This is a genomic window from Achromobacter sp. MYb9 (assembly GCF_002975275.1).
Taxonomy (GTDB): Bacteria; Pseudomonadota; Gammaproteobacteria; order Burkholderiales; family Burkholderiaceae_B; genus Achromobacter.
Genome location: NZ_PCOQ01000007.1, coordinates 207,360 through 224,747 on the forward strand (window position 1 = coordinate 207,360; position 17,388 = coordinate 224,747).

The following is a 17,388-nucleotide window of genomic DNA, read 5'->3' on the forward strand; positions in this document are numbered from 1 at the left end:
GGCAAGCGGCGCGACTTACTGAATGGACTACGTACTCTCCCTGTTGGGGCCCATGGCGGAAGGCGCGAAAGTGACCTTGACGCTGTTTTTCATCACCTTGGCCCTGGCAGTGCCCCTGGGGCTGGTGCTGGCGCTGGCGCGTATTTCGAAATGGCCGCTGCTAAGCAGTCTGGTCAATGGCTACATCTGGCTGATGCGCGGCACACCGCTGATGCTGCAGATGCTGTTCATCTATTTCGCGCTGCCGTTCGTGCCTGTCGTGGGCGTGCGCTTGCCGGATTTCCCGGCGGCCGTGGTGGCGTTCGCGCTGAACTACGCGGCGTATTTCGCCGAGATCTTCCGCGCCGGTATCCAGTCGGTGGACCGCGGCCAGTACGAAGGCAGCAAGGTGCTGGGCATGACCTATCTGCAGACGCTGCGCCGCATCGTGCTGCCGCAGATGGTGCAGCGCGTGCTGCCGCCGATGAGCAACGAGACCATCACGCTGGTGAAGGATACGTCGCTGATCTACGTGCTGGCATTGAACGACATCCTGCGGACGGCGCGCGGCATCGTGCAGCGCGACTTCACGACCACGCCGTTCCTGGTCGCCGCCGCCTTCTATCTCCTCATGACGCTGGTGTTGACGTGGTTCTTCCAGCACATGGAAAAGCGCTATGCCAAATATGATCAGTGATCCGACGTCCGGCGCCGACGCGGCCGCGCGTCCCGTCATGATCCAGGCCCGCGGCATCATCAAGTCGTTCGGTACCAACCGCGTGCTGGACCAGGTGTCGCTGACCCTGGGCCAGGGCGAGGTCGTGGCGGTGATTGGTCCGTCGGGGTCGGGCAAGAGCACGTTCCTGCGCTGCCTGAACCATCTGGAGACCATCGACGAAGGCAGCATCGACATCGAAGGCGAGACCATGGCCCGCGCCGTCGAGGGCGGTCGCAGCCAGTACGCCAGCGACGCCGACGTGCGCCGCATCTGCCGCAAGATGGGCATGGTGTTCCAGTCGTTCAACCTGTTCCCGCACATGACGGTGCTGCAGAACATCATCGAAGCGCCGTTGACGGTCAAGGGCATGTCCAAGGCCCAGATCATCCCGAAAGCGGAAGAGCTGCTGCGCAAGGTGGGCCTGCTCAACAAGCGCGACAACTACCCCACGCGCCTGTCGGGCGGCCAGAAGCAGCGCGTGGCGATCGCCCGTGCGCTGGCGATGGAGCCGGACATCATGTTGTTCGACGAACCCACGTCCGCGCTGGACCCTGAACTGACGGGCGAGGTGCTGCGCACGATGAAGCAGTTGGCCGACGAGCGCATGACCATGCTGGTCGTCACGCACGAAATGGGCTTCGCCCGCGAAGTGGCGCACCGCGTCATTTTCATGGACGAAGGCCGCATCGTCGAGGAAGCGCCGTCCGCGGACTTCTTCCGCGCCCCGCAGCATGCGCGTAGCCGGGAATTCCTGGCGCATATGCTCTGATTGCGTGGCCGTTGCACGGCCCGGCATCACGGAAAGCAGCCCGCCTTCGAGCGGGCTGTTTTATTTTTAGAAAAACTATTCTGACTCCAGCAACCCGGTGCAAGAGCTTGGGTTTATTTCTGCTGTGGCCATGATATTCTTGCCAAAATCAGAGATTAGTTTTTCTAAAGGAATGTGCCATGGGTGCCGTGCTGCCTTTGCTTGCCTTGCGAGCCTTTACCGAGAGCGCGCGCCTGGGCAGCCTCAAAGCCGCCGCCGAGGCCCTGGGCGTGACGCCGGGCGCCGTCAGCCAGCAGATCCGCTTGCTGGAAGACCGGCTGGGGCTGGCCTTGTTCGTGCGCGAGCGCCACGGCGTGCGCCTGACGCCCGCCGGCGCCAGCGCCTATCCGGGCTTGCTGCGTGCCTTCGACCAGATCGAAAAGTCGTTGTCGCTGCTGGAGTCGCACGGCGCCCAGCGCACGCTGACCGTCAGCACGGTGCCGTCGTTCGCGTCGTCGTGGCTGGTGCCGCGCATCGGCCGGTTTTCGGCGTTGCATCCCGATATCGAAGTCAGGGTCGAGGCGTCGTCCAACCTGGTGGACTTCAAACGCGACCGCATCGACGTGGCGTTGCGCCATGGCCTGGGGCATTACCCGGGCTTGTCGACGTTCAGGCTGATGACTCCCGTGCTGTTGCCGGTGGCCAGTCCGGCCCTGTTGGCGCAAGGCCCGGCCATCCGATCGGCCGAAGATTGCCTGAAGTACCCGCTGCTGCAGGATTCCGACCGCGCCGATTGGGCGCTGTGGCTGCAGGCGCACGGGGTGGACGCCGGGGCCGACGCGCAACGCGGCCCCAGCTTTGAAGACGACCTGTTGTTGCTGCGTGCCGCCGGCACCGGGCAGGGCATCGCGCTGGTGCAAGACACGCATGCCCGCGAAGACATCGAATCGGGCCGGCTGGCGCTGGCGCTGGACCGGCCCTGGCCCGCGCGCTTTGCGTACTACATCGTCAGCCGGCCGGACGCCGTGGCCCGCCCGGAAGTGCAGGCGTTCATCGATTGGGTGAAGGCCGAAGCGGCGGAACCGGCGTCCGCGCCCGCGCATTCGATGCTGGCGGTGGCCAAATAAAGGCCCCGGTAGCCCCTCCAGGGCTGAAATAGGTGGGGTTGGGCACGAAATTTCATGAGAAATCGACGCGGGGCTTTCCATAATGGCCCCAACTTTCCATTCTTTTGAATGCCTTTCCTGCCCCAGCCGATGCCTTTCGAGTCTTGCTTGACCCTTGCGTCCCCTCTGGCCGGCTTTATCGCCACGCCCGGCAATCCGGTGCGCCGCGCATGAGCGCCGTCATGACGTCCGCCGCCGTTCGGCCTGCCAGCCGGCAACACGCCGTGCCCGCCTGGCAAGTCCTGTTGTGCCTGGCCCTGTGGCTGGCGGCCCTGGCGTGGGCGCGCTGGCTGACGCTGCCCGACGAAGGGCGCTATGCCGGCGTGGCCTGGGAGATGCTGCGCAGCCGTTCTCCCATGGTGCCGCTGCTGGATGGGATGCCGTATTTCCATAAGCCGCCGCTTTACTACTGGCTGGCACAGATCAGCTTTTCGCTATTCGGCGTGAACGAGTTCAGCGCGCGCATCCCGTCGCTGATCGGCGCCTGGAGCGCCGGGGCGGGGCTCTATGCCTTTGTGTCGCGCTACCGGAATGTGGCGCAGGCGCGTTGGGCCGTCGCCATCCTGGGGTTGACGCCGTTGTTTTTCGGCGCGGCGCAGTTCGCCAATATGGACATGCTGGTCGCCAGCATGATCACGCTATGCGTGCTGGCCGCCGCTGATACGGCGTTGCGGCGAGGGCAGGGGCGGCCGTTTCGCGCCATGTCGGTCGCCACCGGCGTCCTGGCGGCGCTGGCCGTGCTGGCCAAGGGCTTGATCGGCCTGGCGTTGCCCGGCGCCATCGTGCTGGCCTGGCTGCTGTTGCGGCGGGATTGGCGCGGCATGCGCGCCTTGCTTTGGGTGCCGGCCTTGCTGGCGTTCGCGGCCGTGGCGGTGCCGTGGTTCTGGATGATGCAGGTGAAGTTTCCGGGCTTCTTCCATTATTTCTTTGTCTACCAGCACTTTGAGCGGTTCGCGCAAAGCGGCTTCAACAATGCGCAGCCTTTCTGGTTCTATCTTCCCATCGTGGTCGGGCTGGCGTTGCCGTGGTCGCTTTGGGGCGTGCCGCTCCTTACGCCGGCATTCTGGCGCGAAGCCGATCCGCACGGCGTGCGGCGGCTGATGGCGATGTGGATCGCCGTGGTGGTCGTGTTCTTCTCCATTCCGCAGTCCAAGCTGATCGGCTACGTGCTGCCGGTGTTTCCGCCGTTGGCGTTACTGATCAGCGAGCGTATCGCGCCCGCCTGGGCGGCTGGCAGACGTCGGGGCACCGTCATCGCGGTGGCCGTCGCGGCAGTCATTTGCGTGGGGGCGGTCATTGCGGCATCGACCCATCCGCGCGGCAGCGCCGGCCCGGCCATGCAGGCATTGCGCAGCGAAATGCGGCCGCAAGACGGGCAGGTGGCCTTGCATGCGCTGCCGTTCGACCTGGGTTTCTACACCCAGGCCTCGGCGCCCGCCTGGATCGTCGACAACTGGCAAGACCCCGAGATTCCCACCCGGGACAACTGGCGCAAAGAGCTGTACGACGCGGCGCAGTTCGACCCCGTCGCGGGCAAGCGCGTGCTGGTCGACAACGCCGATTTGACCGCACGCCTGTGCGCGGCGGCCGACGGCGCGCGCTTCTGGATCTGGGGCCGGGACGACGATGCCTCGCGCTATCCCGCCATCAACGGCGTGCCTGCGCGCATCGCCGGCGAAAGAAGAGCGGTGTGGCGCCTGGATATCGATGCGGCATTCCGCCGGCGGATGTGCACGGGCACGCCCGTGTTGCGGTAATCATCCAAAGCCACGACGCCGCTTGCAAACGCCTGATGTTCAATCGGCGAAAGCCGAGGTGATGGCTTCCACGACGACACGTACCCGGGCCGTGCGCGCCAGGTCCTGGTGTAACACCAGCCATGCCTCGTAGGGCTTGGTCCGATGGCGCTCGGGCCATAGCCGCACCAGCGTGGGATCGCGTCGGGCAAGGTACTCGGGTAACTCGCCGATCGCCAAGCCGGCGCGCACGAAGGTCGCGAGCATCAGGCTCGAATCCAGTTCGGCCACCACGCGACCCTGTGCCCTGGATTCGCCCGCCAGCGTGTCGTCCTGCCGGCCGGTCACGCCCTCCTGGTAGAGCGCGATGTCATGGCCGGCAAAGCCGGTTCCGGGCTGCGGTTCACCATGTTTGTCCAGATAGCTTCGGGTTGCGTACAGGCCCACCTCCCAACAGCCGAGTTGCCGTACGATCAGGTCCGGTTGCTCTGGCCGCAAGGTACGTACCGCAACGTCGGCCTCTCGTCGCGCCAGGTCAAGCAGCCGCGTCGTGGTGCTCAGGATCACCCGCACCTCGGGATGAGCGGCCCGCAGGCGTTCAATGGCAGGAACCACGAAGTCCACCGCCAATGCGTCGGTGGTGGTCACGCGTACGTCACCCGCCACGCGCGCGTCGGCGCCTTCGCCGCGGCGCTCGAAGGAGACGGCCATGCGTTCCATGTCCTCGGCCATGCGCAGCACTTCCTGGCCGGTATCAGTCAGCACCAAGCCGCCCGTGGTGCGCAGGAACAACCGGCTGCCCAGCACTCGTTCCAGCCCCGTCAGACGCCGGCTTACCGTCGTCTGGTCGATGGCCAGTTGCTGTGCCGCCCCGCGCAAGGTGCCGGCGCGCTGAATGGTCAGGAATATCCGCACGTCGTCCCAATTCATCGCTGTCTCTCCTGCCAATGCTGCAAAAATGCAGCCCTTGGCTGCCAATTTATGCATTTTCACATGGAAGGCGTATCCGTAGCATGGCTCAACTTTCTGAACCCTTGATGCGCAGCCCGCCGGCTGCCGGGAACTGCCATGCCTCGCTTATCGTTCATTCTGACCGTTGCCATGCTCAGCGCCTTCGGCCTGATCGCTTCGGATGTCTATCTGCCGGCCATGCCCAGCATGACCACGGAGTTTGGTGTCGCCGATTGGCAGATGCCGCAGACGATCTCGTTCTACCTGCTGGCCCTGGCCATTGCCCAGTTGGCCTACGGGCCGCTGTCGGATCGCCATGGCCGCAAGCCCGTATTGCTGGCCGGCATCGTCCTCTACATCGTCGGCTCGGTGGGCTGCGCCACCGCCGATAGCTACAACGGGTTCCTGGCGTGGCGCATGCTGGAGGCGGTCGGCGCGGCTGCGGGCCTTGTCATTGGGCGCGCCTTGATCGCCGATACCTGCGACAAGCGCACCTCGGCCAAGGTTTATGCGGTGATCTACCCGCTGGTGTCGCTGTCGCCGGCCCTGGCGCCGGCCATCGGCGGGCACCTGGCAGCGGCCTACGGCTGGCGGGCCGATTTCCTGTTCGTCGCAGCGTTCGGTGTGGTGGCATTGCTGATGGCCGTGACGCTGCTACCGGAAACGCTTGCCCTCGCTGCCCGCGCCCGGACCTCTCCCTTTGCGGGTTTCTATCATGTCCTGCGTGACCGCACCTTTCGCCGCTATACCTTGGTGGTCTGCACGATCTATTGCGCCTGGTTCGTCTATTTGACCCAATCGCCGTTTCTTTTCGCGCGCCTCGGCTTGAGCGAGGAGCAGAGCGGCTGGATGTACCTGCCGCTGACGGCGGGCATCATCGGCGCCAACCTGTTGGCGAAACGCTTGCTTGATCGCTGGCCCTATGACCGCATCCTGGCGGCCGGCATTCTGTGCTTCGTGCTTGGCGGCGTCGCATTCATGGTCGTGCTGCTGCTGGGGCTGCATGGCCCGGCCGCGGTGGTGCTGCCCATGTGCCTGGTCAGCCTTGCCAATGGTTCGTCGTTGTCGCTGGCCGTGTCTGGGGCCATTGCCAGCGAGCACGGACATGCGGCGACCGCATCGGGATTGGTGGGGTTCTTTCAAATCGGCAGCGCCGCACTGATGGCGATGGGGGTCAGCGCGGTCTTCGGCACCGGCCCTGGCGTGCTTGGCGGCACGGTGCTGATACTCAGCGTCGTGGCGCTGTCCGCCTGCCAGCCATGGGCGGCAAGATGCCGGACGGGCGTGGCCTGAGAACCCCCCCGTACATCTGTTGATGCCGTGCTGGGAAAGGCTGAAAAAAAACCGGCCGCCCTTTGGGGACGCCGGTTTTTCGTCCTGGCGGCCAGCGGCCGCCAAGCCAGGGCTTAGCCGATGGAGGCCAGCACCTGGTTCAGCGTGGCGCTGGGGCGCATGGCCTGGCTGGCGCGGGCTTCGTTCGGCTGGTAGTAACCGCCAATGTCGACCGGCTTGCCTTGGGCCGCCTTCAGTTCTTCAACGATCTTGGCTTCGCTTTCAGCGAGCGCGCCAGCGGCGCCGGCAAACTGGGCTGCCAGTGCGCGGTCGTCGGTTTGCGCGGCCACGGCCTGGGCCCAGTACATGGCCAGGTAGAAGTGGCTGCCGCGGTTGTCCAGGCCGCCGACCTTGCGGTCGGGCGACTTGTTTTCGTCCAGGAACTTGGCGGTTGCCTGATCCAGCGTTTTGGCCAGGATCTGGGCGGTCGGGTTCTTGTACGTGCGGCCCAGGTGGTCCAGGGATTCGGCCAACGCCATGAATTCGCCCAGCGAATCCCAGCGCAGGAAGCCTTCTTCCAGGAACTGCTGCACGTGCTTCGGCGCCGAACCGCCGGCGCCCGTTTCGAACAGGCCGCCGCCGGCGACCAGCGGAACGATCGACAGCATCTTGGCGCTGGTGCCCAGTTCCATGATGGGGAAGAGATCGGTCAGGTAGTCGCGCAGCACGTTGCCGGTAACCGAGATCGTGTCCAGGCCTTCGCGGATGCGCTTGACCGAGAACTTGGTGGCTTCAACCGGATCCAGGATGCGCAGGTCCAGGCCGCTGGTGTCGTGGTCGTTCAGGTACTGCTTCACCTTGGCAATGACCTGGGCGTCGTGGGCACGCTTTTCGTCCAGCCAGAAGACGGCGGGCGTCTTGCTGGCGCGGGCGCGGGCAACGGCCAGCTTGACCCAATCCTGGATCGCGGCGTCCTTGGTCTGGCACATGCGCCAGAGGTCGCCGGCTTCCACGGCTTGTTCCAGCAGGACCTTGCCCGACGCGTCGGTGACGCGCACGGTGCCCGAGGCCGGGACGACGAAGGTCTTGTTGTGCGAACCGTATTCTTCGGCGGCTTGCGCCATCAGGCCGACGTTGGGCACGCTGCCCATCGTGACCGGATTGAAGGCGCCATTCTTCTTGCAGTCGTCGATGACGGCCTGGTAGACGCCGGCGTAGCTGCGGTCGGGGATGACGGCCTTGGTGTCTTGCAGTTGGCCTTCGGCGTTCCACATCTTGCCCGAGTCGCGAATCATGGCGGGCATGGACGCGTCGACGATGACGTCGCTGGGCACGTGCAGGTTGGTGATGCCGCGATCGGAATTCACCATGGCCAGTTGCGGCAGCGTCTTGTAGGCGGCGTCGATGTCGGCGGTGATCGCGGCTTGCTGGTCAGCGGGCAGCGATTGGATCTTGGCGTACAGGTCGCCGATACCGTTGTTGGCGTCGAAGCCGGCTTGCTTGAGCACGGCGGCATGCTTGGCCAGCACGTCCTTGTAGAACACGGACACGACGTGGCCGAAGATGACGGGGTCCGAGACCTTCATCATCGTGGCTTTCAGGTGCACCGAGAACAGCACGCCGGTGGTCTTGGCGTCGTCGATCTGGGCTTGCAGGAACGACTTCAGCTTGGCGGTCGACAGCACGGCGGCGTCGATGATCTCGCCGGCCTTGACCGGGGTCTTTTCCTTCAGGACCGTCTTGGTACCGTCAGTGGCGGTCAGTTCGATCTTGACGTCGCCGGCTTCGGCGATCAGCGCCGATTTTTCGGTGCCGTAGAAATCGCCCTCGGACATGTGGGCCACATGCGACTTCGAGTCGGCCGACCAGGCGCCCATCTTGTGCGGGTGCTTGCGGGCGTAGTTCTTCACCGACAGCGGCGCGCGGCGGTCGGAGTTGCCTTCACGCAGGACCGGGTTCACGGCGCTGCCCTTGACCTTGTCGTAGCGCGCTTTCACGTCGCGTTCGGTGTCGTTGGCGGGGGCGTCCGGATAGTCGGGCAGCTTGTAGCCCTGTTCCTGCAGTTCCTTGATGGCCGCCTTCAGTTGGGGCATCGAGGCGCTGATGTTCGGCAGCTTGATGATGTTGGCTTCGGGCTTGACGGCCAGGGCGCCCAGTTCGGCCAGCGCGTCGGAGAGCTTCTGGCTGTCTTCGAGATAATCCGGGAAGAGGGCGATGATGCGGCCGGCCAGGGAGATGTCGCGCGTCTCGACCGTGATGCCTGCGGGCTTGGCGAAAGCCTGGACGATGGGAAGCAGCGAACGGGTTGCAAGCGCCGGAGCTTCATCGGTGAGGGTATAGATAATCTTCGGAGTAAGAGACATGATCCTTGAATCTGTTCGGCTGAGGCGCTTTTGGCGCAAACCCGAACATGCTAAGCGGCGTACGCCGGTAGATGTTATCGAGAGTGGGTTCGTATGGGCTGACCCGGATCAACGATCCGGAGCGGTCCAAATTGGCAGGAGCCCGCCCTTTATTTGATGCCCGGTTGCCCGGCGCATTCCGAGAGGTGCGACTGCCACGAATCGAACATTGTAATACCGCGATACGGCCAGCGTGCACGGAAATAGCCGCCAAAGTCTGTCTTATGGGCTCGATATCGCATCAATACGGCCTCGATATGGCGGGATGGCCGAATTTCGGCAACGGACCCGGCCAGGGCATGGCGCCCGTATTTGACAAACCGGCGCGCCGGGCGCAAGCTCTGACCCATGACTTCCCGCGCCGTCCGCATTTCGCTGATTATTACCATCATTCCTGGAATGGTGGGTTAGCGCGCGACCGCAGTCAGTCACAGCCACCCGCCCCACGAGGCGGGTTTTTTGTGGCCGCCTCTGCAGGGCAAAATCCCAACGCAGAGAACCCCATGTCCGCTTGCTCCCCCGCCGCCGCCGTCGACACCACTGCCGACACCCCCGCCGCCACTCGCGCTTTCCAGGACGGCAACGCCTCGCCCATCGAATACCTGCGCCAGATCCTGACTGCCCGGGTGTATGACATTGCCCGCGAGACCGAACTGGACCCGGCGCGCGGCCTGTCGGCCCGGCTGAACAATGCGGTGCATCTGAAGCGGGAAGACAACCAGCCCGTCTTCTCGTTCAAAGTGCGCGGGGCCTACAACAAGATGCGCAACACGCCGCAAGCGGCGCTGGACCGCGGGGTGATCACCGCGTCGGCCGGCAACCATGCGCAAGGCGTGGCCATTTCGGCGGCGAAACTGGGCGTGCGGGCCATTATCGTCGTGCCGCAGACGGCGCCGCAGGTCAAGGTGGACGCCGTGCGTTCGCATGGCGGTCCGACCGTCACGGTGGTGCAGGCGGGCGACTCCTACAGCGACGCCTACGCGCATGCGCAAACGCTGGCGCAGCAACAGGACCTGACCTTCATTCCCGCCTTCGACGATCCGTATGTGATCGCGGGGCAGGGCACCGTCGGCATGGAAATCCTGCGCCAGCACCGCGGCGCCTTGCATGCGATTTTCGTGCCGATCGGTGGGGGCAGCCTGGCGGCGGGCGTATCGGCGTACGTGAAGACGGTGAATCCAGAGGTAAAGGTCATTGGCGTGCAAACCGAGGATTCCTGCGCGATGGCGCAATCGATCCGGGCGGGCGAACGCGTGAATCTGCCGGAAGTGGGGCTATTTTCGGACGGGACGGCGGTCAAGCTGGTGGGCGAGGAAACGTTCCGCCTGTGCCGCGAGTATCTGGACGAAGTCATCCTGGTGGACACGGACGCGGTATGCGCGGCAATAAAGGATATGTTCCTGGATACGCGCAGCGTGCTGGAGCCGGCCGGCGCGCTGGCGGTGGCGGGGCTGAAGAAATACGTGGAACGCGAAGGCGTGCAGGGCCTGTCGCTGGTGGCCGTGACGTCCGGCGCCAACATGAACTTCGATCGCATGCGCTTCGTGGCCGACCGCGCCGAGGTCGGCGAAGCGCGCGAAGCCGTGTTTGCCGTGACGGTGCCCGAAGAGCGCGGCAGCTTCCGCCGCTTCTGCCGTGTCCTGGGACCGCGCAGCGTGACCGAATTCAATTACCGCATCGCCGACGCGCGCACCGCGCACATCTTCGTCAGCATGCAGATCGCGCGTCGCGGCGAGGCGGCCGACATCATGGCCGCCCTGGAGGAACAGGGGTTCTCGGTCAACGACCTGACGCACAACGAGGTGTCCAAGCAGCACATCCGCTACATGGTGGGCGGGCGTTCGCCCTTGGCGGGCGGCGAACGCCTGTTCCGCTTCGAATTCCCCGAACGGCCCGGCGCGCTGATGAAGTTCCTGTCCGAAATGGCGCCCAACTGGAACATCAGCCTGTTCCACTATCGCAACCAGGGGGCGGACTTCAGTTCGGCGCTGGTGGGCATTCAGGCGCCGCTGGCCGACAGCGCGGCGCTGGACGCCTTCCTGCTGCAACTGGGCTACGCGCACTTCGAGGAAACCGACAACGAGGCGTATCGGCAGTTTCTGATTTAAGCGCCAAGCCGGCCGTCAGCCCGGTTTGCAGTTTGCCCGCGTCGGCAAGGTCACGCCCGGCTGCAATCGCAGCGTGGCGCGCCCTTGGCCCTGGACCAGTTCCAGGGTGCGGGCGCGCCATGCCGGCACGTCGTCGAAGGCAACCTCAGGGCGAGTCGAAGACGGATACAGCGGGTCGGGCTGATTGAATTGCAGCAATGGCAGACCCAGGCAGTTGTCCTTGACGTCCAGCCGTGCCAATTCGCGTCCGTCGCGCAGCCGCACGGCACGAAACGCAACGGGCGTATCCACGAACTTGGTGATTGCGGGTACGTACTGTGGGTAGCCGTGGGCGTCTTTGACTTGGGTGGCGGGCTGCACCTCGACCGCGTCCTTTCCGGGCGGAATGGCCAGATAGGCCACATCGCCGTCCACATCCAGCAGCTTGCCGGCTCCCAGGTTCAAGGCCTTGAGCGGCGCGTGGCGGATCATCACCGTCTCGTTCCAGGCGGTCTCGACCCGTGTCCAGCCCGGCAGCCGGGCCGCTTCGAAACGGGTGCCGTTGGGGCGGTCGCGGTCGCGCGTGGCGGACAGCGCCAGCCGCTCCACGCGCAGGGCGCCGTTGACGACCTGCAGGTGAGCCAGCACGGGATCCGTGCTTGAACTGTTGAAGAAGGCCAGCACCGCGTCGGTTTCCAACGCCTTGGCGGGCCCCGCGCAGAAGAAGGTATTGGCGGCGGGGTCCTTGCCGTCCGGGTACAGCAGCTGGCCGACGTCCCGGCCGCAGAGCTTGTTGCCCTGGAACGTGATGGTCGTTGTGCGGGTGTTCTGGCGCTGGCCGGTGTTCCAGTCGCTGCGGCCGCCGGTCGTGACGTCCACCACGAGGCCATGGCTGTCGTAGATCACGGACGCGCTTGCGGGGGCGGCAAGCATGCTGAGACAAAATGCCATGGTGCGGCCTCTGGACATCGGGGACTCCGGGTGGGCTGAGGGGTGACTATATACCGGCTTGGCACATCCCTTCTTGCGTAACCCCGTGTCCCACCCGCCGCACGGCGCCTAGTACGCCTTGCCGGATATCTGCTGGGCGTATCCCAGGTCCAGCCACTTCGGATCCTGGGGGATGCGGTCCAGGTTGCCCAGGTCGATCTGCGTTTGCAACGCGTCCCGGAGCGCCTGTTCGGGCACCGCGACGGAATCGGCGAACACGCCGTCATCGATCAGGCGCTGCACCGAGGCGCGCACCACGGCCGGCTCCAGGTTGGGAAACAACTTGAGCCCGCTTGCGACGGCTGCTGCCGGGTCCTTGCGGATCGTTTTCAGGGCACGGTCGATGCCGGACACGAACTTCCGGGAAACCTGCGGCGCAATGTCCTGGCGCGTCGAGATCGCCGAGAACGTGTACGGGCCAATCTCTCGGGAGAACGCGGACACGACCTTGAAACCCTGGGCTTGCGCTTGGGATGCGCCCGGCTCGTACAGCACGGCGCAGTCCGCCTTGCCGGAACTCAGTGGGCCGATCTCGTTGCCCAGCGGCACCTCCAGCAGGTCCAGGTCGCGTTTGGGGTCCAAACCCGCGTTCTTCACCAGCTTCAAGAAGGCCGACGAACTGGTCGTGGGCATGGCGCCGGTGGCCACGGTGGCGCCTTTCAGGCTCTTGAACCCGTCGAACGCAAAGCTTGGCTTGCAGGTCAGCCAGACGCCCAGGCGATTGAGCGTGCCGCCCACCACTTTGACGGGAGCGCCGCGGCCGAACGAAATCGCGGTCCACTCGGGGCCGTGCAGCGAGAAGTCCGCGCTGCGGGAAATGACGGCGGCCAGCGCGTTCGTCGACGAGGAAGCGACATCGATGCGCACGTCCAGCCCCTCGTCCTGGAAGTAGCCATGTTCCTGGGCGAAATAGACCGGCAGGTAGAAGACGGATTTGAATGCGGCCGACACGACGGCCTTGTCGTTGGCGGCGACGGCCGTAATGGAGAGCAGCGAGGCGGCGGCGGCAGTGGCAAGCCGGATGGAGAGCGTTGTTTTCATGAGAGAGACAGGGGCGCGCGCGCCGTCAGAGTTTGAATTGGGTGGCGTACGTCTGATCTTTCCAGCGCAGCAGGCGTTTTTCGGCGATATCCACGCCGGCGTACAAGACAAAGCCCAGGAGCATCAGCGAAAAGATGCCGACCCAGACGGTGTTCAGGTCATACAGCGACGAGGCGACGAAGATCACATGCCCCAGGCCATACTTGGACGAAATGAACTCCCCGACCACCGTGCCCACCAGCGCAAAGCCGATGTTGATGCGGAACGTGCTGATGATGGCGGGCAGTGCCGACGGCACGACGACTTTGCGAAAGATCTGCCGGCGGCTCGCACCGAGCGACACCATCATCTTCTGGATGTCGGGGTCGGCGTCCTTGGCGGCCTGGAACGCTGCCAGCAGCGCCACGATGGAGGTCAGCGACACGGACAGGGCCACCTTGGAGATGACCCCGGTGCCAAACCACAGGATGACCAGCGGCGCGAAGGCGATCTTGGGCACGCTGTTGATCGCCACCAGGAAAGGCTCGATGACGCGGGCGGCATAGGGCGAATACCACAGCGCCAGGCCGGGCGCGGTGCCCAGCAGGGTGCCGGCCACGAAGCCCACGGCGGATGCCCACAGCGTGTAGTTGGCGTGTTCCCACAGTTCGCCTGACTGGATCATCTTCCAGGCGGCTTCCAGCACCCCGGCGGGCGATCCGAACAAGAAGCCCGACACCGCGCCGGACCGGACACCGGCCTCCCACGCGCCGAACATCACGGCAAGGATCAGTAGCTGGGTCGCCAGCACGGGGAGGCGAAATCCCGCCGTGCGCGCGGCGGACGCCCTGTTGGCGGGAAGGGGTTGGGCGACGGAAGCGGAAGGCGGGTTCATGCGTGGGTCCCGTCCTTGCGGCCGGTCTGTATGTCGAGTTCCTGGCAAAGCAGGTCGAAGTAGGCGGGAAAGCGGCTGTCGTGGCGCGCTTCCAGCGGAGAGCGCGTGCCCAGCGCGATGTCGTGCACGCTCTTCAGGCGGCCAGGACGGGCGCTCAATACGAAGATGCGCTCGGACAAGGCGATGGCTTCATCGATGTCATGGGTCACGAGCACGACCGTTTTTCCCTTCTGGCTGACGGTGTCGGCCAGCATGGATTCCAGGAACAGGCGGGTCTGGTAGTCCAGGGCGGAAAACGGTTCATCCAGCAGCAGCACGTCCGGATCGGGCAACAAGGTACGGGCCAGCGCGACGCGCTGCCGCATGCCCCCGGACAGCGCCTTGGGGTAGCTATCCTGAAACGGCAGCAGGCCGAAGGTGTTCAGGTAGTCGCGCGCGCGTTCCACGGCTTCAGCGCGTGGCGTGCCGCGCAACTCCAGGCCGACAAGCACGTTGTCCAGCACGGTGCGCCAGGGCATGAGCAAGTCGCGCTGCAGCATGTAGCCGACGCGTCCGCGCAGGTTTGGCAGCGTCTTGCCGTCCAGCAGGATCGTGCCGGCATCGTGGTCGAGCAGGCCGGTCAGGATGTTGAACAAGGTGGACTTTCCGCAGCCGGACGGTCCGATGATGCTGATGAACTCGCCGCTGGCGGCATTGAGGCTGATGTCGTCCAGCACCTGGACAGGGCCGGTCGTGGTGTCGAAGCGCTTGGAGAGGTTGCGGATCTCCAGCTTTAAAGCGGGGGCGAGGCTCATGACGATAAACGTGTCACGCCGCGCTAGGCCGCGCCAGGGTCCAGTTCCAGCGCCACCACGTCTTCGTGGGGCACTTCCAGCGCTTCATTGAAACGCTTGAAAAAGCTGCACAGCGCGATGCGGATGGTCAGCTCGACGATCTGTTCTTCATTGAAGAAGGTTTGCAGCCGGCGGTAGAACGCGTCGCTGACCTGGGACGGGGTCAGGGTGACCCGCACCGCGTAGTCGCGCACGACCAGGTCTTTCTCGTCCAGGCCCGGCACCTCGGGTTCAAGCAGGCGATCGATCGATGCTTGGGAAATCCCGTGCGAGGCCAGCTTCGGCGTGTGCAGCGTGACGCAATAGTGGCAGGCGTGGGCCTTGGATGCCGTCAGCAACGCGATTTCCAGGTGGCGCGGCGAGATCAACCCGTCTTCGCGCGACTGCACCAGATACGAGAAAAAGTGCTTCAACGCCGGCGGGCGCGGCGCGAACGCGCTGAGCATGTTGGCGTAGGGGCCGTAGTCCTGAAGCAGTTGATTGAAAAGGACGGAAGTGGCGGGATCCAGCTTGGCGGGATCGAAGGGACTCAGGCGGGGCAAGGCGATTCCAGCGGAAGGGAAGGACAATGCGGGCATCCTAGAAGACCCGCGTCCGCCTGGAAAATACTGATATCACATATGTATATGGGCATACATGGATATCGCCGCCCGCGCGTCGCGCCGGGGCACGCCGCCTGCATTGATGCGAAGGCGGCGTCTTCGCATCAATGCAGGATCTGGCTCAGGAACAGCTGTGTCCGCTCGTTCTGCGGGTTATCGAAGAACGCGTCCGGGTTGTTCTGTTCAATGATCTCGCCGCGGTCCATGAAGATCACGCGGTTGGCGACTTTGCGCGCGAAGCCCATTTCGTGGGTCACGCAGATCATCGTCATGCCGCTTTCCTGGGCTAGCGTCACCATCACGTCCAGTACTTCCTTGACCATCTCCGGATCCAGCGCGGATGTTGGTTCGTCGAACAGCATGACCTTGGGGTTCATGCAAAGCGAGCGTGCGATGGCCACGCGCTGCTGCTGGCCGCCCGACAGTTGGCCCGGAAACTTCTTGGCCTGATCGGGGATGCGCACGCGTTCCAGGTATTTCATCGCCGTGGCCTCGGCTTCGGCGCGCGGCTGCTTCAGCACCCACATGGGGCCCAGCGTCAGATTTTCCAGCACGGTCAGGTGGGGAAACAGATTGAAGTGCTGGAACACCATGCCGACCTCGCGGCGGATGGTCTCGATGTGTTTCAGGTCGTTGGTCAGCTCGGTGCCGTCGACAATGATCTGCCCCTGCTGGTGCTCTTCCAGCCGATTGATGCAGCGGATCATCGTGGACTTGCCCGAGCCCGACGGGCCGCACACCACGATGCGCTCACCGGGCGCGACGTCCAGGTTGATGTTGCGCAGCACGTGGAACTGGCCGTACCACTTGTTCACGCCCTGCAATCGGATAATGGAATCCGGCATGCTTGGTCTCCGTAAGGGTTACCGGGTTGACGCCGCGCGATCAGCGCGCGTGCCCGGTGGCCAGGCGCTTTTCCAGCGCCTGGCTGTATTTGGACATGGAATAGCAAAAGACGAAGTAGATCAGCGAGATAAAGAGATAAGCCTCTACCCCGAAACCCCGCCACGCCGCGTCGGACAAGGCCGCCTTGGCCGCCAGCGTCAAATCGAAAATGCCGATGATGACGACCAGCGACGTGTCCTTGAACAGGCTGATGAAAATACCGACGAGGGGCGGAATCACGATCTTTAGCGCTTGCGGCAGGATGATCTTGCGCATCTGCTGCCAGTAGTTCAGGCCCAGCGAATCGGCGCCTTCGTACTGCCCCTTCGGGATGGCCTGCAAGCCGCCGCGCACCGTTTCCGCGATGTAGGCCGCGGCGAACATGATGATGGCGATCTGCGCGCGCAGCAGCTTGTCGATGGTGAAGCCTTCCGGCAGGAACAAGGGCAGCATCACCGACGACATGAACAGCAGGCTGATCAGCGGCACGCCGCGTATCAGTTCGATGTACACGACGCACAGCGCCTTGATGGCGGGCATTTTCGACCGCCGGCCCAGGGCCAGCATCACGCCGATCGGGAAGGCAAAGGCAATGCCGAAGGTGGCCAGGATCAGCGTCAACGGCAGGCCGCCCCAGCGCGAGTTCTCGACATAGGTCAGACCGAACACGCCGCCCCACATCAGCAGCGCCACGGCCGTCAGGCCCGCGGTCCAGATCAGGGCCAGCTTGCCGTTCCAGAAGCGTCGCATGCCGCTGCACGCGATCACGCCAACCAGGATCAGCGTTGCGATCAACGGCCGCCATTGTTCGTCGAACGGATAGGTGCCGAACAGGATCAGCCGATGCTTTTCAACGATGAACGCCCAGCAGGCGCCGCCGACGGAAGCGCGGCATTCCATGGCATTCGTGGCGGTGAAGTTGGCTTTCAGGAAAGCCCATTCCACCAGCGCCGGCAAGGACATCAGGAGAAACCACGCCAGCAGTACCGTGATCAGGATGTTCAGCGGCGACGAAAGCAGGCGGGACCGTACCCAGGCCCACGCGCCCACCTGCGTGCTGGGTGGGGGCAGGGCGTCGGTGAAGGAATGCGTAGTGCTGCTCAT

General features: G+C 64.6%; 15 protein-coding genes. 6 read left to right on the top strand and 9 right to left on the bottom strand.

Annotation, left to right across the window (positions count from 1 at the left end):
- Nucleotides 1–22: 22 nt before the first annotated feature.
- The 4 genes from CQ050_RS13325 to CQ050_RS13340 all read left to right on the top strand — a co-directional run bounded on the left by CQ050_RS13325 (nt 23) and on the right by CQ050_RS13340 (nt 4,368).
- On the top strand, nt 23–676 hold the full coding sequence (locus CQ050_RS13325) for an amino acid ABC transporter permease (protein WP_006223039.1): 654 nt from the start codon (nt 23–25) through the stop codon (nt 674–676).
- Nucleotides 677–713: 37 nt separating this feature from the next.
- Nucleotides 714–1,466, top strand: coding sequence for an amino acid ABC transporter ATP-binding protein (locus CQ050_RS13330; protein WP_105557354.1), 753 nt, complete (start codon nt 714–716; stop codon nt 1,464–1,466).
- Between the two features lie 179 nt (nt 1,467–1,645).
- Entirely contained in the window at nt 1,646–2,572 is a 927-nt protein-coding gene (gene gcvA / locus CQ050_RS13335) for a transcriptional regulator GcvA (RefSeq protein WP_105557299.1), read from the top strand.
- A 221-nt stretch (nt 2,573–2,793) separates the two neighbouring features.
- On the top strand, nt 2,794–4,368 hold the full coding sequence (locus CQ050_RS13340; RefSeq protein ID WP_105557355.1) for a glycosyltransferase family 39 protein: 1,575 nt from the start codon (nt 2,794–2,796) through the stop codon (nt 4,366–4,368).
- A 39-nt stretch (nt 4,369–4,407) separates the two neighbouring features.
- Here CQ050_RS13340 and CQ050_RS13345 read toward each other — a convergent pair whose 3' ends face one another.
- Nucleotides 4,408–5,277, bottom strand: a complete 870-nt coding sequence (locus CQ050_RS13345; RefSeq protein WP_105557300.1) for a LysR family transcriptional regulator — start codon at nt 5,275–5,277, stop codon at nt 4,408–4,410.
- Between the two features lie 138 nt (nt 5,278–5,415).
- Between CQ050_RS13345 and CQ050_RS13350 the strand changes: the two genes are divergently transcribed.
- On the top strand, nt 5,416–6,591 hold the full coding sequence (locus tag CQ050_RS13350; RefSeq protein ID WP_105557301.1) for a multidrug effflux MFS transporter: 1,176 nt from the start codon (nt 5,416–5,418) through the stop codon (nt 6,589–6,591).
- Nucleotides 6,592–6,704: 113 nt separating this feature from the next.
- Here the strand turns inward: CQ050_RS13350 and CQ050_RS13355 are convergent, their stop codons facing one another.
- Nucleotides 6,705–8,933 (bottom strand): NADP-dependent isocitrate dehydrogenase, encoded by a 2,229-nt coding sequence (locus CQ050_RS13355; protein WP_105557302.1) that lies wholly within the window; start codon nt 8,931–8,933, stop codon nt 6,705–6,707.
- A gap of 542 nt (nt 8,934–9,475) precedes the next feature.
- Between CQ050_RS13355 and ilvA the strand changes: the two genes are divergently transcribed.
- The gene (gene ilvA / locus CQ050_RS13360; protein WP_233214019.1) at nt 9,476–11,080 is read left to right on the top strand and encodes a threonine ammonia-lyase, biosynthetic; all 1,605 of its coding nucleotides are present in this window, start codon (nt 9,476–9,478) and stop codon (nt 11,078–11,080) included.
- A gap of 15 nt (nt 11,081–11,095) precedes the next feature.
- On the opposite strand, the gene CQ050_RS13365 is transcribed toward ilvA, so the two are convergent.
- The 7 genes from CQ050_RS13365 to CQ050_RS13395 all read right to left on the bottom strand — a co-directional run bounded on the left by CQ050_RS13365 (nt 11,096) and on the right by CQ050_RS13395 (nt 17,388).
- On the bottom strand, nt 11,096–11,992 hold the full coding sequence (locus tag CQ050_RS13365) for a hypothetical protein (RefSeq protein ID WP_233214020.1): 897 nt from the start codon (nt 11,990–11,992) through the stop codon (nt 11,096–11,098).
- Between the two features lie 126 nt (nt 11,993–12,118).
- Complete coding sequence (locus CQ050_RS13370; RefSeq protein ID WP_105557305.1) at nt 12,119–13,090, bottom strand: ABC transporter substrate-binding protein; 972 nt, start codon at nt 13,088–13,090, stop codon at nt 12,119–12,121.
- A gap of 25 nt (nt 13,091–13,115) precedes the next feature.
- On the bottom strand, nt 13,116–13,964 hold the full coding sequence (locus CQ050_RS13375) for an ABC transporter permease (protein WP_105557306.1): 849 nt from the start codon (nt 13,962–13,964) through the stop codon (nt 13,116–13,118).
- Nucleotides 13,961–14,758, bottom strand: coding sequence for an ABC transporter ATP-binding protein (locus CQ050_RS13380; protein WP_105557307.1), 798 nt, complete (start codon nt 14,756–14,758; stop codon nt 13,961–13,963). The genes CQ050_RS13375 and CQ050_RS13380 overlap by 4 nt, the downstream gene beginning before the upstream one ends.
- 23 nt (nt 14,759–14,781) lie before the next feature.
- Nucleotides 14,782–15,339, bottom strand: a complete 558-nt coding sequence (locus CQ050_RS13385) for a carboxymuconolactone decarboxylase family protein (protein ID WP_105557308.1) — start codon at nt 15,337–15,339, stop codon at nt 14,782–14,784.
- Between the two features lie 164 nt (nt 15,340–15,503).
- On the bottom strand, nt 15,504–16,244 hold the full coding sequence (locus tag CQ050_RS13390) for an amino acid ABC transporter ATP-binding protein (RefSeq protein WP_105557309.1): 741 nt from the start codon (nt 16,242–16,244) through the stop codon (nt 15,504–15,506).
- Between the two features lie 40 nt (nt 16,245–16,284).
- Nucleotides 16,285–17,388, bottom strand: a complete 1,104-nt coding sequence (locus CQ050_RS13395; RefSeq protein WP_105557310.1) for an amino acid ABC transporter permease — start codon at nt 17,386–17,388, stop codon at nt 16,285–16,287.